Origin of the sequence: Phycicoccus duodecadis, from assembly GCF_002846495.1 — a bacterium.
In the GTDB taxonomy this organism is placed as follows: domain Bacteria; phylum Actinomycetota; class Actinomycetes; order Actinomycetales; family Dermatophilaceae; genus Phycicoccus; species Phycicoccus duodecadis.
Genome location: NZ_PJNE01000001.1, coordinates 3,362,160 through 3,382,672 on the forward strand (window position 1 = coordinate 3,362,160; position 20,513 = coordinate 3,382,672).

19 protein-coding genes are annotated in these 20,513 nt (G+C 74.8%); all 19 read left to right on the forward strand.

Annotation, left to right across the window (positions count from 1 at the left end; all coding sequences use genetic code 11):
* Nucleotide 1 precedes the first annotated feature (1 nt).
* On the forward strand, nt 2–2,998 hold the full coding sequence (locus tag ATL31_RS15600; protein WP_101396845.1) for a bifunctional [glutamine synthetase] adenylyltransferase/[glutamine synthetase]-adenylyl-L-tyrosine phosphorylase: 2,997 nt from the start codon (nt 2–4) through the stop codon (nt 2,996–2,998).
* Nucleotides 2,999–3,066: 68 nt separating this feature from the next.
* Nucleotides 3,067–3,714, forward strand: a complete 648-nt coding sequence (locus ATL31_RS15605) for a PAS and ANTAR domain-containing protein (RefSeq protein WP_245862789.1) — start codon at nt 3,067–3,069, stop codon at nt 3,712–3,714.
* Nucleotides 3,715–3,760: 46 nt separating this feature from the next.
* On the forward strand, nt 3,761–5,110 hold the full coding sequence (gene hisD, locus ATL31_RS15610; RefSeq protein ID WP_101396850.1) for a histidinol dehydrogenase: 1,350 nt from the start codon (nt 3,761–3,763) through the stop codon (nt 5,108–5,110).
* A gap of 419 nt (nt 5,111–5,529) precedes the next feature.
* The gene (locus tag ATL31_RS15615; protein WP_101396852.1) at nt 5,530–6,120 is read left to right on the forward strand and encodes a hypothetical protein; all 591 of its coding nucleotides are present in this window, start codon (nt 5,530–5,532) and stop codon (nt 6,118–6,120) included.
* Between the two features lie 175 nt (nt 6,121–6,295).
* Nucleotides 6,296–7,420, forward strand: a complete 1,125-nt coding sequence (locus tag ATL31_RS15620; protein ID WP_101396854.1) for a histidinol-phosphate transaminase — start codon at nt 6,296–6,298, stop codon at nt 7,418–7,420.
* The gene (hisB, locus tag ATL31_RS15625) at nt 7,417–8,031 is read left to right on the forward strand and encodes an imidazoleglycerol-phosphate dehydratase HisB (RefSeq protein WP_101396856.1); all 615 of its coding nucleotides are present in this window, start codon (nt 7,417–7,419) and stop codon (nt 8,029–8,031) included. Before ATL31_RS15620 ends, hisB begins: the two co-directional genes overlap by 4 nt.
* 4 nt (nt 8,032–8,035) lie before the next feature.
* Nucleotides 8,036–8,695 (forward strand): hypothetical protein, encoded by a 660-nt coding sequence (locus ATL31_RS15630; protein ID WP_101396858.1) that lies wholly within the window; start codon nt 8,036–8,038, stop codon nt 8,693–8,695.
* Nucleotides 8,692–9,333, forward strand: a complete 642-nt coding sequence (hisH, locus tag ATL31_RS15635) for an imidazole glycerol phosphate synthase subunit HisH (RefSeq protein WP_101397740.1) — start codon at nt 8,692–8,694, stop codon at nt 9,331–9,333. The genes ATL31_RS15630 and hisH overlap by 4 nt, the downstream gene beginning before the upstream one ends.
* Before the next feature lie 61 nt (nt 9,334–9,394).
* A complete protein-coding gene (priA, locus tag ATL31_RS15640; RefSeq protein ID WP_101396861.1) occupies nt 9,395–10,138 on the forward strand; it encodes a bifunctional 1-(5-phosphoribosyl)-5-((5-phosphoribosylamino)methylideneamino)imidazole-4-carboxamide isomerase/phosphoribosylanthranilate isomerase PriA in 744 nt (247 codons plus the stop codon).
* Nucleotides 10,135–10,878: an SseB family protein gene (locus ATL31_RS15645; RefSeq protein WP_101396863.1), complete on the forward strand. Its 744-nt coding sequence runs from the start codon at nt 10,135–10,137 to the stop codon at nt 10,876–10,878. The genes priA and ATL31_RS15645 overlap by 4 nt, the downstream gene beginning before the upstream one ends.
* A gap of 323 nt (nt 10,879–11,201) precedes the next feature.
* On the forward strand, nt 11,202–11,894 hold the full coding sequence (gene infC / locus ATL31_RS15650) for a translation initiation factor IF-3 (protein ID WP_245862549.1): 693 nt from the start codon (nt 11,202–11,204) through the stop codon (nt 11,892–11,894).
* A gap of 49 nt (nt 11,895–11,943) precedes the next feature.
* On the forward strand, nt 11,944–12,138 hold the full coding sequence (gene rpmI / locus ATL31_RS15655; protein WP_055812035.1) for a 50S ribosomal protein L35: 195 nt from the start codon (nt 11,944–11,946) through the stop codon (nt 12,136–12,138).
* A gap of 45 nt (nt 12,139–12,183) precedes the next feature.
* On the forward strand, nt 12,184–12,561 hold the full coding sequence (rplT, locus tag ATL31_RS15660) for a 50S ribosomal protein L20 (protein WP_101396866.1): 378 nt from the start codon (nt 12,184–12,186) through the stop codon (nt 12,559–12,561).
* 14 nt (nt 12,562–12,575) lie between these two features.
* On the forward strand, nt 12,576–13,385 hold the full coding sequence (locus ATL31_RS15665) for a TrmH family RNA methyltransferase (protein ID WP_101396868.1): 810 nt from the start codon (nt 12,576–12,578) through the stop codon (nt 13,383–13,385).
* A gap of 10 nt (nt 13,386–13,395) precedes the next feature.
* Nucleotides 13,396–14,463: a sensor histidine kinase gene (locus tag ATL31_RS15670; protein WP_101397742.1), complete on the forward strand. Its 1,068-nt coding sequence runs from the start codon at nt 13,396–13,398 to the stop codon at nt 14,461–14,463.
* A gap of 175 nt (nt 14,464–14,638) precedes the next feature.
* Nucleotides 14,639–15,772, forward strand: coding sequence for an MFS transporter (locus tag ATL31_RS15675; protein WP_245862552.1), 1,134 nt, complete (start codon nt 14,639–14,641; stop codon nt 15,770–15,772).
* A gap of 231 nt (nt 15,773–16,003) precedes the next feature.
* Nucleotides 16,004–17,098: a phenylalanine--tRNA ligase subunit alpha gene (gene pheS, locus ATL31_RS15680; protein ID WP_101396872.1), complete on the forward strand. Its 1,095-nt coding sequence runs from the start codon at nt 16,004–16,006 to the stop codon at nt 17,096–17,098.
* Entirely contained in the window at nt 17,098–19,647 is a 2,550-nt protein-coding gene (gene pheT / locus ATL31_RS15685) for a phenylalanine--tRNA ligase subunit beta (protein ID WP_101396874.1), read from the forward strand. The genes pheS and pheT overlap by 1 nt, the downstream gene beginning before the upstream one ends.
* On the forward strand, nt 19,644–20,459 hold the full coding sequence (locus tag ATL31_RS15690; RefSeq protein ID WP_245862555.1) for an SDR family oxidoreductase: 816 nt from the start codon (nt 19,644–19,646) through the stop codon (nt 20,457–20,459). The genes pheT and ATL31_RS15690 overlap by 4 nt, the downstream gene beginning before the upstream one ends.
* The last annotated feature ends 54 nt before the right edge of the window (nt 20,460–20,513 follow it).

The window sequence follows — 20,513 nt, forward strand, 5'->3', positions numbered from 1 at the left end:
GGTGAGCTCACGGCCGCCCGAGTCCGTCCCGGCCGGCGTCGCCCGGCTGGGGTTCGACGACCCCGGCCGCGCCAACGCGCTGCTCGACGACCCCGCGCTCGACGGCATCGCCGGCACCCCCGACCGGATCGACGCCGGGGGCCTCAGCGAGGGCCTCTCGCGGGCCGCCGACCCCGACGGCGCGCTGCTGGGGCTGGTGCGCTTCATGGAGGCCGCCGACCGGGTGCCCGGGCTGCGCGCCGAGGTCGTCAGCGCGCTGCAGCAGGAGACCGTGGCGCGCCGCCGGCTGCTGGCGGTCCTCGGCGGCTCCAGCGCCTTGGCCGACCACCTCGTGGCACACCCCGAGCACTGGACGGCCGTCACCGAGGCCGCGCCCGTCGCCGCCGGCGTGCGCCGTGAGCGCCTGGTCGCGGCGGTCCGCGAGCCGGGCGAGCACACCCCCGCCGACGCGCTGCGCATCGGCTACCGCGAGCAGCTGCTGGGCATCGCCGCGATCGACCTGACCAGCGAGGACCCCAGCGCCGTGCTCGTGGCCACGGCGGCCGCGCTGGCCGACCTGGCGAGCGCGGCGCTGGAGGCAGCGCTGGTCGCGGCCCGGGCCGAGGTGGGCCCCGCCGCCGACACCACTCGCCTGGCGGTCATCGCGATGGGCAAGACCGGCGGGCGCGAGCTGAACTACATCTCCGACGTCGACGTGGTGTTCGCGGCCGAGGCCGCCGATGGCGTGCCGGAGGCCGAGGCCCTGGCGGTGGCCACCGACCTGGCGACCCGGCTCATGCGGCTGTGCTCGGCCTCGACCGCCGCCGGGTCGCTGTGGCAGGTCGACCCCGCCCTGCGGCCGGAGGGCAAGAACGGGCCGCTCGTGCGCACCGTGGCGAGCCACCGGGCCTACTACGAGCGCTGGGCCAAGACCTGGGAGTTCCAGGCGCTGCTCAAGGCCCGCCCGGTGGCCGGTGACGAGGGGGTGGGCAGGGCCTACCTGGAGGCCGTGGGCCCGATGGTGTGGCAGGCCTCCACCCGCGAGAACTTCGTGCCCGACGTGCAGGCCATGCGCCGCCGCGTCGAGGAGCACATCCCCAAGGCCGAGGCCGACCGGCAGATCAAGCTGGGCGCCGGCGGCCTGCGCGACGTGGAGTTCTCGGTGCAGCTGCTGCAGCTGGTGCACGGGCGCGCCGACGAGACCCTGCGCGGGCCCACCACGCTCGAGGCGCTGGAGGCGCTCTCGACCGGCGGCTACGTCGGGCGCGACGACGCGGCCACGCTGGCCGCCGCCTACCGCTACCTGCGGGCGCTCGAGCACCGGGTGCAGCTGTACCGGCTGCGCCGCACCCACCTGATGCCGACCTCGGACGCCGACCTGCGCCGCCTCGGCCGGGCCCTGGGCCACCGCACCGCGCCGGACCAGGCCGTCCTCGAGCAGTGGCGGGCCCGACGGCGCGAGGTGCGGCGGCTGCACGAGCGCATCTTCTACCGGCCGCTGCTCTCGGCGGTGGCTCGCCTGTCGGACCAGGACGTGCGGCTGACCCCGGAGGCGGCCCGCGAGCGGCTGTCGGCGCTGGGCTTCCGCGACCCCGCCGGCGCCCTGCGCCACCTCGAGGCGCTGACCTCGGGGGTGAGCCGGCGGGCGGCCATCCAGCGCCAGCTGCTTCCGGTGATGCTCGGGTGGTTCGCCGACGAGGCCGACCCGGACGCCGGGCTGCTGGCCTTCCGCAGGATCAGCGACGAGCTCGGCGCCACGCACTGGTACCTGCGGCTGCTGCGCGACGAGGGGTCGGCGGCCGAGCGGCTGGCCCACACCCTGGCCCGCAGCCGGTGGGCGGCCGCCCTGCTCGAGCAGGCGCCCGAGTGCGTGCAGTTCCTCGCCGACCAGGCGGGGATGACGCCGCGCTCGCGCGAGGAGGTGCTGCGCCGGATGCGCTCGGCCGCCGGGCGCAAGGACGACCCCGAGGCGGCGGTGCTGGCCGCCCGCACCATCCGGCGCTCGGAGCTGTTCCGGATCGCGGTCGCCGACCTCTCGGGGGCGCTGACGCTGGCCGACCTCGGGGCGGCCATGGCCGACCTCACCTCGGCCCTGCTCGAGGTGACGCTCGAGGTCTGCCACGAGGCGGTGTGCGCCGAGGCCGGGCAGCCACCCCTGACCCGGCTGCTCGTCGTCGGGATGGGCCGGCTCGGGGGCCGCGAGCAGAGCTACGGCTCGGACGCCGACGTGCTCTTCGTGCACGACCCCCTGCCGGGCGCCGACGAGAACGCCGCCCAGCACCAGGCGATGGACGTCGTGCGCCGGGTCATCGCCCTGCTGGGGCGCGCGGGGCCCGACCCGACCCTCGACGTCGACGCCGGGCTGCGGCCCGAGGGCAAGAACGGGCCGCTGGTGCGCTCCTTGGCGTCCTACCGCGAGTACTACGCCCGCTGGTCACTGGTGTGGGAGGCCCAGGCCCTGCTGCGGGCCACCCCGGTGGCGGGCGACGAGGGGCTGGCCGAGCGCTTCCTCGGGCTCATCGCACCCCTGCGCTGGCCCGAGGGCGGCCTCGACGCCGGTCAGGTCCGCGAGATCCGCACGCTCAAGGCGCGGGTCGAGGCCGAGCGGCTGCCCCGCGGCGCCGACCGCAAGACGCACTTCAAGCTCGGCCACGGCGGCCTCTCGGACGTCGAGTGGGTGGTGCAGCTGGTGCAGCTGCGCCACGCTGACGAGCATCCCGAGCTGCGCACGGCGTCCACCCTCGACGCGCTCGACGCCGCGCGGCGCCTCGGTCTGGTCGACGAGGACCACGCTCAGGCCCTGGCCGCCTCGTGGACCCTGGCCTCGCGGATGCGCAACGCCAGCGTGCTGTTCCGCGGCCGCGCGGTCGACGCGGTGCCGACCTACGACCGCGACGCCGACGGGGTGGCGCGCATCATCGGGATGGAGGCGGGGACGGGGCAGGACCTCGGCGAGCGCTACCGGCGCGTGGCGCGGCGCGCCCGAGCGGCGTTCGAGGCGGAGTTCTACGGCCCCTGAGCGCCGCGCCGCGGGACGAAGAGTGTCCATCGGCGGCCAGCCCGTGGCATCCTGCTGCCGTGACGACGATGGACCGCCACGTGGACGATTCCGCAGGTCAGGGGCCCGCCCCGGCGTTCGCGGACGGTTGGTACGACTATGCGACCCAGCGCTGGTACTGGGACGACCAGATGTTCACCATGCTCGGCCTGCACGACGAGGGTGTCGACCCCACCCAGCTGGTCTTCGAGCGGATGCACCCCGCCGATGCGCCGGTGGTGCGGGCGGCCCTGGAGCGGGCCATCGCGCAGGTCGCCCCGGTCTCGGGGCAGTACCGGCTGCGCGACGACGAGGGCGTCGAGCGCACCGTCGCCTTCGCCGCCGACGTGGAGCGGGACGAGACGGGTGAGGCGCGCCGGCTCGTCGGGCTGGCCTTCGACGTCAGCCGGGCCTCGCGCCTGGCGGCCGACGAGGCCGTGATGGCGGCGACCCTCGACCGGGCCGCCATCGAGCAGGTCAAGGGGGCACTGATGTTCACCTACGGCGTCGACGCCGACGCCGCGTTCGGGCTGCTGGTGCGCTACTCCCAGCGCGGCAACGTCAAGCTCGCGGTCGTCGCCCGACGGGTGGCGGCCCTGCTGGCGGCCCAGTCCGCCCCGGGCACCGAGCAGTCGATGCTGCGGGTGCTCGAGGCGGCGCTGCGCCCCGCGGCCGTCGTGGAGGAGGAGACGGGCTGACCCGGGCGCGCGCGGGCGGGACGTCCGCGAAACCTAGACTGGCCCCATGCCCCAGAACGCCACCGGTGTCATCGCGCGACTCGACCTGCGCGGCTCCCGCCCGGGCCTGCGCGAGCTGCGCGCCGCCCTGCCACGCGCCGAGTTCGACGTCGAGGCCGCGCTCGCCACCGTCCGGCCCATCGTCGAGGACGTGCGCGACCGGGGAGCGGTCGCGCTGGCCGAGGCCGCCGAGCGGTTCGACGGCGGAGCGCCCCCCTCGCTGCGGGTGCCGGCCGAGGTCGTCGCCGCGGCGCTGACCGAGCTCGACCCCGCGGTGCGGGCCGCGCTCGAGGAGTCCATCCGGCGTGCGCGCATCGTCCACGAGGACCAGCGGCGCACCGACCACACCACCCGCGTGGTCGACGGCGGCAGCGTCACCGAGCGCTGGGTGCCGGTCGACCGGGTCGGGCTCTACGTCCCCGGCGGCCGGGCCGTCTACCCCAGCAGCGTGGTCATGAACGTGGTGCCGGCGCAGGCGGCGCGCGTGCCGAGCCTGGCCGTGGCCAGCCCGCCGCAGCGCGACCACGGCGGCTGGCCGCACCCCACCATCCTGGCCGCGTGCGCCCTGCTCGGGGTCGACGAGGTCTACGCGATGGGCGGGGCCCAGGCCGTCGCGGCCTTCGCCTACGGGTTCGAGGAGGACGGGGCGGTCTGCGAGCCGGTGTCCCTCGTCACCGGCCCGGGCAACATCTACGTCACGGCCGCCAAGCGGCTCCTCAAGGGCCTCATCGGCATCGACTCCGAGGCCGGACCGACCGAGATCGCGGTGCTGGCCGACGCCACCGCCGACGCCGAGCACGTGGCGTCGGACCTCGTCTCGCAGGCGGAGCACGACCCGCTGGCGGCCGCGGTGCTCGTCACCGACGACGCGGCCCTGGCCGAGGCGGTCGAGGCGGCGCTGGTGCGCCGGGTGGCCGCCACCAAGCACACCGAGCGGGTGGCCGAGGCCCTGGCCGGCCGGCAGTCGGCCATCGTGCTGGTCGACGACCTCGAGGTCGGGCTCGACGTGGTCAACGCGTACGCCGCCGAGCACCTCGAGATCCAGACCGCCGACGCCGCCGCCGTGGCGGCCCGGGTCCGCAACGCCGGCGCCGTCTTCGTCGGCCCCTGGGCGCCGGTGAGCCTCGGCGACTACTGCGCGGGTTCCAACCACGTCCTGCCCACCGGTGGCTGTGCCTGCCACAGCAGCGGCCTGTCGGTGCAGTCGTTCCTGCGCGGCATCCACGTCGTCGAGTACGACGAGGCCGCGCTGCGCGACGTCGGGGGCCACGTGGTGTCACTGTCCCGGGCCGAGGACCTGCCGGCCCACGGTGAGGCCGTGCTGGCGCGGGTGCCCGAGGTCGAGCCCGGCGCCTGACGGGCGAAGCGCACGCGCCAGCCGTTTCGGCCCTTCGTCCACGACGCCCGTGGCAGGAACGACGCGCGGAACGCCGCGAGCCCGCGGCAGCACGACGTGCGCTCGCCACCCTCGGGGTCCTCGCGACCAGCTCAGGTCAGCGCTGGCAGATCCAAGTTCCGTGAACCCCAAACCCGTCGAACCGGCCCCGCGGCACGCCACGCCCCCCCTACAGTCGTCGGTGCCGAGCCCCAGGTGTCCGTCGGTGAAACGAACGACACGGTCCCCCGGAAGGGAAGAATGTGAAGCACAGCCTTCTGATCCCGATCGTCGCTGCACTCGCGCTGTCGGCTTGTGGTGGTGCTGGGGCAGACTCCCCCGCCGCACCGTCCTCCGCAGGTTCTAGTGCCTCTACCTCGCCGTCATTGACCGATGACGAGATGCAGCAGCTCGCCGACGATGCCAACAGGAACCCGCTGCCGGACCCGGAGCCGACCCTCGAGGGTCCGAAGCCGGCTCAGTCGATCACGCTCGAGATGAAGACCGAGGAGGGCTACACCGGCACCGCACAGATCGATCTCTACGACGCCACGACGGCAAAGATGTCCGACTTCGCCGGCTGCGACACGACGTCGTTGCTCGCGGAACTGCCAGACCCGGACAACGTGTGGGTCCAGGCATACCTGATCACGACGAAGACCGCCGACACGTCCCCGGCCGGCTTCCCGTGGACGGGCAACGAACTCTGGCTCGACAACTCGCGGTTCAACTACGACAACCTGGCGTGGACGTACTGCCAGCAAGGAAGCGACCTCAAGGGGAGCGGCGATCTCAAGCCCATGACCACGCCGATCGGCGAGAGCCGGACGTTCTACGCCATCCGCTGGTCGCAAGCCACACCGAAGAACCCGAAGGGCATCTTCCCGGCGGCTCCGGTCGTCCTCCTGCCCTACGGAGGAGTGGACGAGTGGGTCACGAGCTGCAAGGCGAAGTCCGACGACTCCATCCCGTGCCACCTCGAGTTCAATTAGATCGCGGCGCTCGAGAATCATCGGGATGGGCCTGAAGGCGCTCCCAGGCCACCACCGGCGTCCACGAGGTCCAGGCCGTCCAGGCGCGGTTGAACGACTTCGACCGCCGGCCCCGGCCGAGCCGGTCCGTGGTCGCCGCGGGCGGCGCGTGGGCGCCCCCTCCTAGACTCTGGGCATGGATGCTCGGGAGGTCGTCGACGCGCTGCTCCGGCCCGATCTGCGCGGACGCACGGCCTACGGCGCACCGCAGCTCGACGTGCCGGTGGCCCTCAACACCAACGAGAGCTCGTACCCGGTGCCCGCGGTCGTGGTCGCCGCGATGACGGCGGCCGTCGAGGAGGCCGCGGCGGGGCTCAACCGCTACCCCGACCGGGAGTTCACCCGGCTGCGGGAGGCGCTGGCCGCCTACCTCGGCCGCAGCGGCACGACCGTCGACCCGGCCCAGGTGTGGGCCGGCAACGGCTCCAACGAGGTCCTGCTGCACCTGCTCCAGGCCTTCGGTGGGCCGGGCCGCACGGCCTTGGGCTTCACGCCGGCCTACTCGATGCACCCCATCATCACCACCACCACCGGCACCGCCTGGGTCGACGGGATGCGCGGCGTCGCGGGCGCCGGGGCCTTCGACCTGGATGCCGCCTCGGCCGTCGTGCAGGTGCGCGAACACCGCCCCGACGTGGTGTTCCTCTGCTCCCCGAACAACCCCACCGGCACGGCGCTCGGCCTCGACGTCGTCGAGGCCGTGTACGACGCCGCCGACGGCCTGGTGGTGGTCGACGAGGCGTACGCCGAGTACGCCCGCGCCGGTACCCCCAGCGCGCTCACCCTCCTCGCGGGCCGGCCCCGCCTGGTGGTCACCCGCACCATGAGCAAGGCCTTCGCCCTGGCGGGGGGCCGCGTCGGCTACCTGGCCGCCGACCCCGCCCTGGTCGACGCGCTGCGCCTGGTCCGGATGCCGTACCACCTGTCCACGCCGACCCAGGCGGTCGCGCTGGCCGCCCTCGCCCACGCCGACCTGATGCTCGAGACCGTCGACGCGGTCCGCGCCCAGCGCGACCGCATCGTCGACGAGATCGCCCGGATGGGACTGTCCCCGGTGCCCAGCGACGCCAACTTCGTCCTCTTCGGGGGCCTGGCCGACAGCCACGCCACGTGGCAGGGGCTGCTCGACCGGGGCGTCCTCGTCCGCGACGTGGGCATCGCCCACTATCTTCGTGTCACGGCAGGGACACCGGAGGAGACCAGCGCCTTCCTCGACGCCCTCGCCGCCCTGGTCCCCACCCACGCAGGAGCAGCCCCGTGAGCACCGCCCCGAGCCACCGCACGGCCACCGTGCGGCGCGCGACGTCCGAGAGCACCGTCGAGGTGAGCGTCGACCTCGACGGCACCGGGCGGGGCGAGGTGAGCACCGGCGTCCCGTTCTACGACCACATGCTGCTGTCGCTGGCCAAGCACTCGCTCATCGACCTCACCGTCTCGGCCGAGGGCGACACCCATGTCGACGCCCACCACAGCGTCGAGGACGTCGCCATCGTCCTCGGGCAGGCGGTGCGCGAGGCCCTCGGCGACAAGTCCGGCATCGCCCGCTTCGGTGACGCCACCGTCCCGCTCGACGAGGCGCTGGTGCAGGCCGTCGTCGACGTCGCCGGCCGTCCCTACGTCGTCCACGAGGGTGAGCCCGCCGGGCAGGAGTACGTCGTCATCGGCGGCCACTACGTCGGCTCGCTGACCCGGCACGTGCTCGAGTCCTTCGCCTTCCACGCCCAGATCGCCCTGCACGTGCGCGTGCTGTCCGGGCGCGACCCCCACCACGTCGTCGAGGCCCAGTTCAAGGCGCTGGCGCGGGCGCTGCGGGCGGCCGTCGCGCGCGACCCGCGCGTCGAGGGCGTCCCCAGCGCCAAGGGTGCGCTCTAGCACCGTGGCCGACGACGTCCGCACCGGCGCGGGGCACGGGCTGCTGCTCGTGCGCCGCCCTCCGGCGTCCGTCGGCCGCTGGCTGCGCAAGGGGCTGGTCGCCTCGACCATGGCCCCGCTCGCGGGCTGGACCGGCGTCACCGTGGCCGAGCACACCGCCCGCAGCGCGCGCCCCTTCGACGTCGCGCTCGAGGTCCTGGCCGCCCGGCCGGCGCCCCGTGGTGCTCGCCCGGTGCTGGGGTTCTTCGCGCTGCACGGCAAGGCCACCTTCTCGCTGCAGCCCTCGGGGCTGCGGGCCTCGCAGCAGTGGCTGGTCTGGCAGCCGGGCGCCGGTGTCGTCGAGACCCCCTCGCTGCCCCGCCTCGGAGTGCCGGCCCTGGTGGCGGCCTCAGGGGGGCGGGCCGAGCCCGGAGCCGTCGCGGCCGTGCTGCGCTCGGTCGAGGGCGACCCGCTCGACGTGCTGGTCGCCGTGCTCGGGCTGCTCGGCCTGCCGGGGCGCGACCTGCTGGTGCGCGGCGACTGCACCGGCGCCAGCGACGTCGAGCCCGGCGGCCGGGGCGTGCAGCTCTTCGACCGGCTGATGGCCGACGAGGCCCAGCACCGCGCCGAGTGGGAGGCCGCCTGGGGCGCCGCCCCGCGGCGCTCGGGGGACGAGGCGCCGTGAGCCGCTCCGTCGTCGTCCTCGACTACGGCAGCGGCAACGTCCGCTCGGCCGTACGGGCCCTCGAGCACGTCGGGGCCGCGGTCACCCTCACCGCCGACCGGGACGTCGCGCTCGACGCCGACGGGCTCTTCGTGCCCGGCGTCGGCAACTTCCACGCCTGCATGGCCGGCCTCGCCGCGGCCGACGGGCCGTACATCATCGACCGCCGGCTGGCCGGTGGGCGCCCCGTCCTCGGGGTCTGCGTGGGGATGCAGGTGATGTTCGAGGGGTCGCGCGAGCCCAGCGCCGCACCGGTCGAGGGCGTGGGGGAGTGGCCCGGCACCGTCACCCGTCTCGAGGCGCCCGTGGTGCCGCACATGGGGTGGTCCGAGGTCGAGGTCCCGGCCGGGAGCACCCTGTTCGCCGGCGTCGAGGGCGAGCGGTTCTACTTCGTGCACTCCTACGCCGCCCACACCTGGGAGCTGCCGCCGCCCGAGGACACCTTCGCCGTCGTGGCCCCCCGGGTCACCTGGGCCACCCACGGCGAGCGGTTCGTCGCGGCCGTCGAGAACGGGCCGCTGGCCGCCACCCAGTTCCACCCCGAGAAGTCCGGCGAGGCGGGGCTGGCCCTGCTCGAGAACTGGGTCCGCTCGCTCTGACGTCGCCGCGCCCGGCAGACTGGGGCGCCCAGACCCCCCGCACCGACCCGGAGGACCCCGCGTGAGCCCCACCGACCAGCCCCGCCTGGAGCTGCTGCCCGCCGTCGACGTCGTCGAGGGGAGGGCCGTCCAGCTCGTGCAGGGCGTCGCCGGCAGCGGCGACGAGTTCGGCGACCCGGTGGCGGCCGCGCTGCGCTGGCAGGAGCAGGGCTCGGAGTGGCTCCACCTGGTCGACCTCGACGCCGCCTTCGGGCGCGGCTCCAACGCCGCCCTGCTGGCCGAGATCGTCGGCCGGCTCGACATCCACGTCGAGATGAGCGGGGGCATCCGCGACGAGGAGAGCCTCGCGCGGGCCCTGGCCACGGGCTGTCGCCGGGTCAACGTCGGCACCGCCGCCCTGGAGGACCCGGAGTGGACCGCGCGCGCCATCGCCGAGCACGGCGACCGGGTGGCCGTGGGTCTCGACGTGCGGGGCAGCACCCTGGCCGCCCGCGGCTGGACCAGCGAGGGCGGCGACCTCTGGGAGACCCTCGCCCGCCTGGATGCCGAGGGCTGCGCCCGCTACGTGGTCACCGACGTGGCCAAGGACGGGATGATGAAGGGCCCCAACCTCCGCCTCCTCCAGGACGTCTGCACCCGCACCGACCGCCCCGTGGTGGCCTCCGGGGGCATCTCGACCCTCGACGACATCGCGGCCGTGCGCGGGCTGGTGGGCGACGGGGTCGAGGGCGCCATCGTCGGGTCGGCCCTCTACCGCGGGGCGTTCACCCTGCCCGAGGCGCTCGACGTCGCGGGCCGCCCGTGACGCCCGACTCCGAGGCGCCGGGGCCGGCCGACTCGGCCGCCGTCCCGTGGAGCGGGCGCGAGCTGAGCCCCAGCGGCTTCGAGACCGACACCGGCGACCCGGACCCGGCCCTGCTGGCCGCGCTGGCGCAGGACACCGACGACACCACGCTGATGCGGGCGCTCGAGGCCTCGCGGCTGCTGGTCCCCGTGGTCGCCGAACCCACCGACGTCGACACCTCCGGTGAGCACGCCGTCGATGCCGGGGTCGACATGGCCGTCGTGACCCTGGTCGCCCCCGACGGCCGGCGGGCGCTGCCGGTGTTCACCGGCGCGCCCTCGCTGGCCGCGTGGGACGCCGCGGCGCGCCCCGTGCCGGTCACGCCCGCGCGCGCCGCCCAGGCCGCGGTCTCCGAGGGGTGCGACGTCCTGGTGGTCGACGTCGCCGGGCCCGCCGCGCGGGTGCTGCGCCCCTCGATGGTGTGGGCCCTGGCCCAGGACCGGCCCTGGGACCCGCCGCACGCCGACGCGTTCGTGGCCCGCGGGGTGGCCGCTGCCCTCGCCGAGGAGCCGGCCGTGGTGGGGCACGCCCTCGAGGAGGGCGCGCCGACGGGCGAGGGCGTGCTCGGCATCGTCCTGACCCTGGCTCCGGGGCTGGACCCCGAGGAGGTCCGGGCGGTCGCGACCCGGGTGGGCGAGCGGCTCGCGACCGACGGCGAGCTGCGGGCCCGGGTCGACGGGCTCGCCTTCCGCATCGTCTGAGGGCCACGATTTCGGGCCCGGCCGGCCGTGCTGGTAGCCTCGGGTGTTGACCGACCGCCCTGCAGCTCGGGGTGGTGTGCAAGAGAAGCTCCGCTTCCACCCGCGTCGACCCTCGAGGTCGCCGGGTTCCCGGTCCGTGGCGAGACGTCACGCGCGCTCCACCGTGAGCGTGTCGTGGTATCCCGTCGCCGACCGGTCGGAACGAGGCTCCCCGCGCACCCGGCGCGAGGAGCCTTTCTCGTGCCCCGGTCGAGAGACGTTCCGCGACGAAGGAGAAGCACATCAGCGAGCCACGCATCAACGACCGCATCCGGGTTCCGGAGGTGCGGTTGGTCGGCCCCAACGGCGAACAGGTCGGCATCGTCCGCGTCGAGGACGCGCTCCGTCTCGCGGCGGAGGCGGATCTCGACCTCGTCGAGGTCGCCCCGATGGCCAAGCCCCCGGTCGCCAAGCTCATGGACTTCGGCAAGTACAAGTACGAAGCCGCCATGAAGGCCCGTGAGGCACGCAAGAACCAGGTCAACACGGTCATCAAGGAGATCAAGCTCCGCCCGAAGATCGACCCGCACGACTACGGCACCAAGAAGGGCCACGTCGTCCGGTTCCTCGGCGGCGGGGACAAGGTCAAGGTGACGATCATGTTCCGCGGTCGCGAGCAGTCCCGCCCCGAGCTGGGCTTCCGGCTGCTCCAGCGCTTGGCCGAGGACGTCATCGAGCTGGGCACCGTCGAGTCGGCGCCCAAGCAGGACGGCCGCAACATGGTCATGGTGCTGGCGCCGACCAAGAAGAAGGCCCAGGCGATGGCCGAGCAGCGCAAGCGCCGCGACGACGCGGCCACCGCGCGTCCGGAGGCACCCGGCGAGGAGTCGGCGACCGTCGACGAGCCGCTCGAGGCCGAGGTCGAGGAGACCCAGGTCGAGACCGTCGAGGTCGAGGGCACCGAGCCCGAGGCCCCGCAGGCCGAGGCGACCGAGGCCGACCAGCCCGAGGACCCCGCCCGCACCGACGCCGGCTGACGCACGACCCCCAGAACCAGACAGCACACCACGCAAGGAGATCGGCACCATGCCGAAGAACAAGACGCACAGCGGCGCCAAGAAGCGCTTCCGGGTCACCGGCTCCGGCAAGGTCATGCGCGAGCAGGCCGGCCACGTCCACAAGTTCCACGAGAAGACCCCGCAGAAGGCGCGCGCCCTCTCGAAGGACATCCTGGTCGCCAAGAACGACCTCTCGAAGATCAAGAAGCTCCTCGGCCGCTGAGCCGACCCACCCCCCGAACGAGCACAACGAGCAAGGAGTACTCACGTGGCACGCGTGAAGCGGGCGGTCAACGCCCAGAAGAAGCGCCGGGTCGTCCTCGAGCGGGCCAGCGGCTACCGCGGGCAGCGCTCGCGGCTGTACCGCAAGGCCAAGGAGCAGGTCCAGCACAGCCTCGGCTACGCCTACCGCGACCGCCGGGCCCGCAAGGGTGACTTCCGTCGCCTCTGGATCCAGCGGATCAACGCCGCGGCCCGCGCCAACGGGATGACCTACAACCGGTTCATCCAGGGCCTGAAGGCCGCCGAGGTCGAGGTCGACCGCCGCATGCTCGCCGAGCTCGCGGTCAACGACGAGGCCGCGTTCACCGCGCTCGTCGAGATCGCGAAGGCCAACCAGCCGGCGCCGGCGAAGGCCTCCGCCTGAGCGGGCGCGACACGGTGCTGACCAACCCCCGGGCCGACCGGGTCCGGGCGGTCAGCGCCCTCCGGAAGCGGTCGGTGCGTCAGCGCACCGGCCGCTTCGGCGTGGAGGGGCCCCAGGGGGTCCGCGAGGTCGTGCGGTACGCCGCCGACCGGGTGCGCGACGTCTACGTCACGCCCGAGGCCGCCGTCCGCTACGACGCCGACATCGTCGTGCCCGCGCGGGCCGCGGGCCTCTGGGTCCACGAGGTCAGCCCCGAGGTGCTGGCCGCGATGGCCGACGCCGAGGCCCCGCAGGGCGTGCTGGCCGTCGTCGACGTCGCCGAGCCCACGCTGGACGACGTGCTCGCGGCGGCGCCGCGCCTGCTGGTGCTGCTGACCAACGTCCGCGACCCCGGCAACGCCGGCACCGTCATCCGCGGGGCCGACGCCGCCGGCGCCGACGCCGTCCTGGTCAGCGAGTCCTCGGTCGACGTCCTCTCGCCCAAGGTCGTGCGCTCCACCGCGGGGTCGCTGTTCCACCTGCCCGTGGTCACCGGTCTCGACACCGACGCCACCCTCGCGGCCCTCTCCGCCGCCGGGGTGCGTACCTACGCCGCGGACGGCGCCGGCGCCACCCTGCTGCCCGACGCCGACCTCGCCGTCGCGCACTGCTGGGTGATGGGCAACGAGGCGTGGGGGCTGCCCGCCGAGACCCGCGAGCGGTGCGACGACGTGGTCCGCGTGCCCATCCACGGGCGGGCCGAGTCGCTCAACCTGGCGATGGCCGCCACGATCTGCCTCTACGCGTCGGCAAGCGTCCAGCGATCGGGCCCGACCGCGAGGTAACGTGCCCGCCATGGTGGAGCCGTTCAGGGTGCCGGACGACCTGGCCGCGAACGGGCTGGAGTTCATCCCCGACGGGCTGGTGGCCGCCGTCGGTCCCGCGCGCACCGTGCGCTTCATGAACAGCCGCGCCGAGCGCATCACCGGGCTGCGCGCGCAGGACCTGCTCGGGCGCGACCTGCGTGAGGCCCTCCCGCTGCAGGACCTGGGGGGCGACTCGTGGTGGGACCTGGCGGACCCCTGGTCGGGCCTGCCGTCGCGCACCGGCCACCGTGAGCGGCTGCTGGTGCTCCCGTCGGGGCGTGAGCTGCTGGTCACGGCCAAGTACGTGCGCCCGGGCAAGGGACAGCCGGTCACGTCCGTGGTCCTCGGGCTGCGCGACGCCGAGAGCCGCCGCCGCTCCGAGAAGGAGGGTGCGGCGCTGCTGACGTCCGTGGCCCACGAGCTGCGCTCGCCGCTGACCGGCGTCAAGGGCTTCAGCTCCACCCTCCTGCGCAACTGGGACCGCTTCACCGACGACCAGAAGCGGCTCATGCTCGAGACCATCGAGGCCGACGCCGACCGGGTGACCCGCCTCATCACCGAGCTGCTGGACACCTCGCGCATCGGGGTCGGCCGGCTCACCGTGCACGCCCAGCCGCTCACCGTGCTGCCCCGGCTGGAGGCCCAGGTCGAGCGCCGGGTCGCGGCCGGCGCCGAGCGCGACCAGTTCGAGATCGAGGTCGGCGAGGGTGTCGAGGTGGTGTGGGCCGACCCCGACCGCTTCGAGCAGGTCCTCACCAACCTCGTCGACAACGCCGTGCGGCACGGGCGCGGACGGGTGCGGATGAGCGTCGAGCGCGCCTCGTGGGAGGGCCCGGCCGCGGCCGACGTGGTGGTCTCCGACGACGGCGACGGCATCCGGCCCGAGCACCGCGAGCTGGTGTTCTCGCGGTTCTGGCAGGCCGGGGCCAAGCACGGCACCGGGCTCGGGCTCTACCTGGTGCGCGGGCTGGTCGAGGCCCATGGCGGCGAGGTCGTGGTCGAGGACGGCCCCACCGGCGGGGCCCGGCTGCGCGCGACCTTCCCCGACGGCGACTGACCGCCGCCCTGCGAGGGATGGCCGGTCGGACCGACCGGGGCAGACCTTCGGATGCTCCCAAGCCGCTCGAATGGCGGGGAGGCCTGGCGACTGCCAAGGTGTGTGCGTGAGTGCCATCACCCTTGCGCCGTATCGGCGCGTCCTCGCACGTCGGGGGCTTCGTCAGGCACTCATCATGGGCACCCTCGTGCGGACCCCGGTCTTCGCCACCAGCATCCTGGTCACCATCCACGTCGTCACCACCCTGGGCCGTTCGTACGTCGAGGCCGGGGTCGTCGCGGCGGCCGCCACCATCTCGATCGCGGTCAGCGGGCCGTGGCGCGGGCGGCTGCTCGACAAGCTGGGGCTGCGGCGCGTCGTCGCGCCCTCGCTGCTGGTCTCCGGCGTGTGCTGGGGGCTGGCCCCGTGGGTCGGCTACTACCCGCTGCTGGTGCTCGTGGTGGTCGCGGGGCTGTTCGTGGTGCCCACGTTCTCGGTCATCCGGCAGGCGATCATCGCCGCCGTCCCCGAGCGCGACCGTCGTACGGCCATCTCCCTCGACTCCGCCGCCCTCGAGCTGTGCTTCATGGTGGCGCCGGCCGTGGGGGTCTGGGCGTCCACGGTGTGGGGCACCGCGCCGGTGCTCTTCGTGGTGCAGATGATCGGGGTGCTCGCGGGCGCGGTGCTGTGGGTGGCCGACCCGCCGCTGCGCGCCGACTCCGAGGACGGCCCCGGCGCGGTGCCCCCGCCCCGACGCACCTGGATGCGGCCGCGGTTCCTCGCGGTGTGCGTCATCGGCGCCGTGGCCACGCTGGTCCTGGCCGGCTCGGACCTCGGCTTCGTCGCGATGATGCGGGCCTTCGACGCCGTGCCCGAGCTCGGGCTGGTGCTCGCGGTCTGGGGGCTCGGCTCGCTCATCGGCGGCCTGGTCTACGGCGCCCTGTCGCGCGAGATCCCCTCGACCTGGCTGCTGGTCACCCTCGGCCTGGTCACCGCGCCGATGGCCTTCGCCACCTCGCCGGTGGAGCTGGCCGTGCTGGCCTTCGTGGCCGGCGTGCTGTGCGCCCCCACCATCACGGCCACCGTCGCCGAGGCCAGCCGCCTGGTGCCGGCCAACGCACGCGGCGAGGCCCTCGGCTGGCACGGTTCGTCGATCACCGCCGGCGGGGCCGTCGGGGCGCCCTTCGCCGGCTGGGCGCTCGACGGCCACGGCCCCGGCGCGGGCTTCCTCGCCATCGCCGCCGTGGGGGTGGGGTTCGGCCTGGTCTCCCTCCTGGTCTCGCGCCGCCCTGCGGCGCGCCCGGCCGAGCGGGTGGACACCCCGGTCTGAGCCGGCCCTGCGACGCGTGCGTCGGCGGACTAGGCTGGCCGGGTGACCAGTGCTCCGCGGCGATTTACCCGGCCCTCGGGCCCGATGTCGCGCGCGTCCTGAGCGCTGCGGCCCGCTCTCCGGCCGTTCGGTCGCGGGGGCACGTGGTCCCGGGGGTCCGCACCCTGTCCCGCCTTCGGCGCGCCGCTCCCTAGACTCGGCCCGCGCCCCACCGACGACGAAGTGGAAGTCATGTCCGGACCCAACACCAGCTACGACCCCGTGGAGGTCGCCGTGCTCGACCCCCAGGCGGTCGAGGCAGCCGTCGACGACGCCCTCGCGGCTGCCTCGGCGGCCAGCACCCTCGACGAGCTCAAGGCCGCGCGCGGTGCCCACCAGGGCGACCGCAGCCCGCTGGCGCTCGCCAACCGCGAGATCGGTGCGCTGCCCCCCAGTGCCAAGGCCGAGGCCGGCAAGCGGGTCGGGCAGGCCCGCGGCCGGGTGTCGCAGGCCTTCGCCGCGCGCCAGGCCGAGCTCGAGGCCGAGCGCGACGAGCGCATCCTCACCGAGGAGGCCGTCGACGTCACCCTGCCCCCGGGCCGCCGCCCGCTCGGGCGGCGCCACCCCATCGAGCTGATGAGCCGGCGCATCGCCGACCTCTTCGTGGGCATGGGCTGGGAGATCGCCGAGGGCCCCGAGATCGAGGCCGAGTGGTTCAACTTCGACGCCCTCAACTTCGACGTCGACCACCCGGCGCGCCAGATGCAGGACACGTTCTACGTCGACCCGCCCGACGGCGGCCTCGTCCTGCGCACGCACACCTCGCCGGTGCAGGCCCGCACCCTGCTCGAGCGCGGGGTGCCGGTCTACGTCGCGGCCATCGGGCGGGTGTTCCGCACCGACGAGCTCGACGCCACCCACATGCCGGCCTTCCACCAGGTCGAGGGCCTGGCGGTCGACGAGGGCATCACCATGGCGCACCTCAAGGGCACCCTCGACCGCCTCGCGGCCGAGCTGTTCGGTGAGGGCATCACGACCCGGCTGCGCCCGTCGTACTTCCCGTTCACCGAGCCCAGCGCCGAGATGGACCTGCGCTGCTTCGTCTGCCGCGGCGAGGACCCCGACTGCCGCACCTGCAAGGGCACCGGCTGGATCGAGTGGGGCGGCTGCGGGATGGTCAACCGCAACGTGCTGACCGCCTGCGGCGTGGACCCCGACCGCTACACCGGGTTCGCGTTCGGGATGGGCGTGGACCGGGCGCTGATGTTCCGCACCGGGGTCAGCGACATGCGCGACATGATCGAGGGTGACGTGCGCTTCGACGCACAGTTCGGGATGGAGATCTGATGCGGGTTCCGCTCGACTGGCTGCGCGAGTACGTCGCGGTGCCCCCGGACGCCACGGGCGTCGACGTCGCCGCCGCTCTGGTGGCGGTCGGCCTCGAGGAGGAGGGCCTGCACGGCGGCGGGGTGACCGGCCCGCTCGTGGTCGGCCGGGTCCTGTCGCTGGTCAAGGAGCCGCAGAAGAACGGCAGGACCATCAACTGGTGCCAGGTCGACGTCGGCGACGCCAACGGCACCGGCGAGCCCCAGGGCATCGTCTGCGGCGCCCACAACTTCGTCGAGGGCGACCTCGTCCCCGTCATCCTGCCCGGCGGCGTGCTGCCCACCCCCCAGGGGCCGCTCGCGGTGTCGGCCCGCAAGACCTACGGCCACGTCTCGGCCGGGATGATCTGCTCCGAGCGCGAGCTCGGCCTCGGTGACGACCACGACGGCATCATCGTGCTCACCCGCCGCTTCGCGGGCGACGACGAGACCCTGGCCCGCTGCGTCCCCGGGGCCGACGCCATCGCGATCCTCGGGCTCGACCGCGAGACCGTCGAGGTCAACGTCACCCCCGACCGCGGCTACTGCTTCTCGGTGCGCGGCGTGGCCCGCGAGTACGGCCACGCCACCGGGGCGGCCTTCACCGACCCCGCGCTCGCCCTGGCGGCCGCGGCCCCGGCGGGCACCGCCGACGGCTTCCCCGTGACGCTGTCGGACGACGCGCCGATCCGCGGGCGGGTGGGCTGCGACCGCTACGTCACCCGCGTGGTGCGCGGCGTCGACGTCGCGGCCCCCAGCCCGGCCTGGCTCACGGCCCGCCTCGTCGAGGCCGGCATGCGCCCCATCTCGCTGGCCGTCGACGTGACGAACTACGTGATGCTCGGCCTCGGCCAGCCCCTGCACGCCTTCGACCTCGACCGCCTGCACGGCGCGGTCGGCGTGCGCCGCGCCCGCCGCGGCGAGACCCTGCGGACCCTCGACGACGTCGAGCGCACCCTCGACCCGGAGGACCTGCTCATCGTCGACGGCCGCGACGTGCCCATCAACATCGCGGGCGTCATGGGCGGTGAGTCGACCGAGATCGGCCCCACGACCACCAACGTGCTCATCGAGGCGGCCCACTTCGACGCCGTGTCCATCGCCCGCTCCGCGCGCCGGCACCGGTTGCCCTCGGAGGCCTCCCGCCGTTTCGAGCGCGGCGTCGACACGGCGCTCGCGCCGGCCGCGGCCCAGCTGGCGGTCGACCTGCTCGTCCGCTACGGCGGGGGCACCGCCGACGCCGGGGTCACCGACCTCGGCACCCCCGCGGCGCCCGAGCCCATCACGATGGCGCTCGGGTTCCCCTCGCGCATCGTCGGCATCGAGTACCCCGCCGAGCGCGTCACCGGCATCCTCGAGCAGATCGGCTGTCGGGTGCGGGCCGACGGCGACGTGCTCACCGTCGAGCCGCCCACGTGGCGCCCCGACCTCACCACCGCCGAGGACCTGGTCGAGGAGGTCGCGCGCATCCACGGGTACGAGCGCATCCCGTCGGTGCTGCCGACGCCGCCCGGCGGCGCGGGGCTGACCCACGCCCAGCGGGTCCGCCGTGTCGTCGGCGACCTGCTGGCGGCCCAGGGCCTCTCGGAGGTCTGGAGCGACCCGTTCGTCGGGGCCGACCGGCTCGCCGCGCTCGGTCTCGACGTCGACGCCGAGACGGCGCGCACCGTGCGCATCGCGAACCCGCTCTCGGACGAGGAGCCGTTCATGCGGACCAGCCTCGTCGCGACCCTGGTCGAGGCGGTGCGGCGCAACGTCTCGCGCGGCGCCAAGGACGTGGCCCTCTTCGAGGAGGGCCTGGTCACCGCGCTCGCGGGTCCCCAGCAGGTCGCGCCCACCGTCGACGTCGGGCTGCGGCCCGCCGACGACGTCCTGGCCACCATCCGCGCCGCGGTGCCGCCCCAGCCCCGTCACCTCGCGATGCTGCTGGCCGGCGACCGCGACCGCGCCGGCTGGTGGGGCTCCGGGCGGCGGGCCGACGTCGCCGACGTCGTCGAGCTCGTCGACGCCCTCGGGCAGGCGCTGGCGGTCGACCTGGTCGTCACCGCCGACGCCGTGATGCCCTGGCACCCCGGCCGGTGCGCCCGCGTGGCGCTGGCCGACGGGACCGCCCTCGGCCACGTCGGCGAACTGCACCCCAAGGTCGTGGCCGCGCTCGGCCTGCCGGCCCGGACGGTGGGCGGCGAGCTCGACCTCGACGTCCTCACCGCGGCCGCCGACCACACCGTGCGGGCCACCACCCTGGCCACCTACCCGATGGCCCAGAGCGACGTCGCGCTCGTCGTCGACCGGGCGGTGCCGGCCGCGGCCGTGCGCGAGGCGCTGGTCTCCGGCGGCGGCGAGCTGCTCGAGTCGGTGCAGCTCTTCGACGTCTACGAGGGTGACCAGGTGGGCGACGGGCGCAGGTCCCTGGCCTACCGGCTCACCTTCCGCTCCCGCGAGCGGACGCTCACGACCGAGGAGGTCTCGCGGTTGCGGGACGGGGCGGTGGCCGCCGCCGGGGCTGCGCACGGGGCGGTCCAGCGCGCGTGAGCGACGTCATCGACGAGCCGGTCGACGACGACGGCGACGTGACCCCCGAGCCCGACACCGACGAGGAGGCCGGCCGCGGCGGTCGTCCCGTCGCCGTCGTCACCGGTGCCTCGCGCGGCATCGGGCGGGCGGTCGCGATGGCGCTCGAGGACGCCGGCTGGGTCGTCGAGCGCGGGTCGTCGACGGTGGCCCCCGTCACCGACCGCGCGGCCCTGACGGCCTGGGTCGACGAGGTCGTCGAGCGGCAGGGGCGCATCGACCTCCTGGTGAACAGTGCGGGGGTCCTCGACGCCGAGGTCGACCTCCTGGCCTCCGACCCCGACGACTGGTGGCGCACCGTCGAGGTCAACGTCCTGGGCAGCTACCTGATGACGTGGCTCGTCGCGCCGACGATGCTCGCGGCCGGGGGCGGCCGCATCGTCAACCTCAACTCCGGGGCCGGGCGGCGCGCCGGCGCCGAGGCGAGCGCCTACAACGTCAGCAAGACGGCATTGGCCCGGGTCACCGGCTCGACGCACCTGGCCGGCTGGGACCGGGGTCTGCGGGCCTTCGACCTGATGCCGGGCGTCGTGCGCACCGAGATGACCGACGGGATGACGGCGCACGCGGGGCGCACCGAGTGGACCTCGCCCGAAGAGGTGACGGCGCTCGTGCTGGCGCTGGCCTCCGGGGAGCTCGACGCCTTCTCGGGCCGGTTCGTCCGCGCGGGGGTCGACACCCCGGCCTCGCTGCGGGCCCTGGCCGAGCGCGGGCTCGAGCCGGGGGAGCGGATGCTCGACCTGGTGCTGCGCCCGGACGACCCGCTGGCCTGACGGGCGTCGGTGCGCCGACCCGGGCGGCGCGTGCATGGAGATAGAGACTTCTGT

Bases quoted from the DNA above. Each gene is read 5' to 3' on its own strand.
- ATL31_RS15605 (WP_245862789.1), top strand. From the start codon at position 3,067: ATGGACCGCCACGTGGACGATTCCGCAGGTCAGGGGCCCGCCCCGGCG.
- hisD (WP_101396850.1), top strand. From the start codon at position 3,761: ATGCCCCAGAACGCCACCGGTGTCATCGCGCGACTCGACCTGCGCGGC.
- pheS (WP_101396872.1), top strand. From the start codon at position 16,004: ATGTCCGGACCCAACACCAGCTACGACCCCGTGGAGGTCGCCGTGCTC.
- ATL31_RS15620 (WP_101396854.1), top strand. From the start codon at position 6,296: ATGGATGCTCGGGAGGTCGTCGACGCGCTGCTCCGGCCCGATCTGCGC.
- ATL31_RS15615 (WP_101396852.1), top strand. From the start codon at position 5,530: ATGCAGCAGCTCGCCGACGATGCCAACAGGAACCCGCTGCCGGACCCG.
- rpmI (WP_055812035.1), top strand. From the start codon at position 11,944: ATGCCGAAGAACAAGACGCACAGCGGCGCCAAGAAGCGCTTCCGGGTC.
- pheT (WP_101396874.1), top strand. From the start codon at position 17,098: ATGCGGGTTCCGCTCGACTGGCTGCGCGAGTACGTCGCGGTGCCCCCG.
- ATL31_RS15675 (WP_245862552.1), top strand. From the start codon at position 14,639: ATGGGCACCCTCGTGCGGACCCCGGTCTTCGCCACCAGCATCCTGGTC.
- ATL31_RS15670 (WP_101397742.1), top strand. From the start codon at position 13,396: ATGGTGGAGCCGTTCAGGGTGCCGGACGACCTGGCCGCGAACGGGCTG.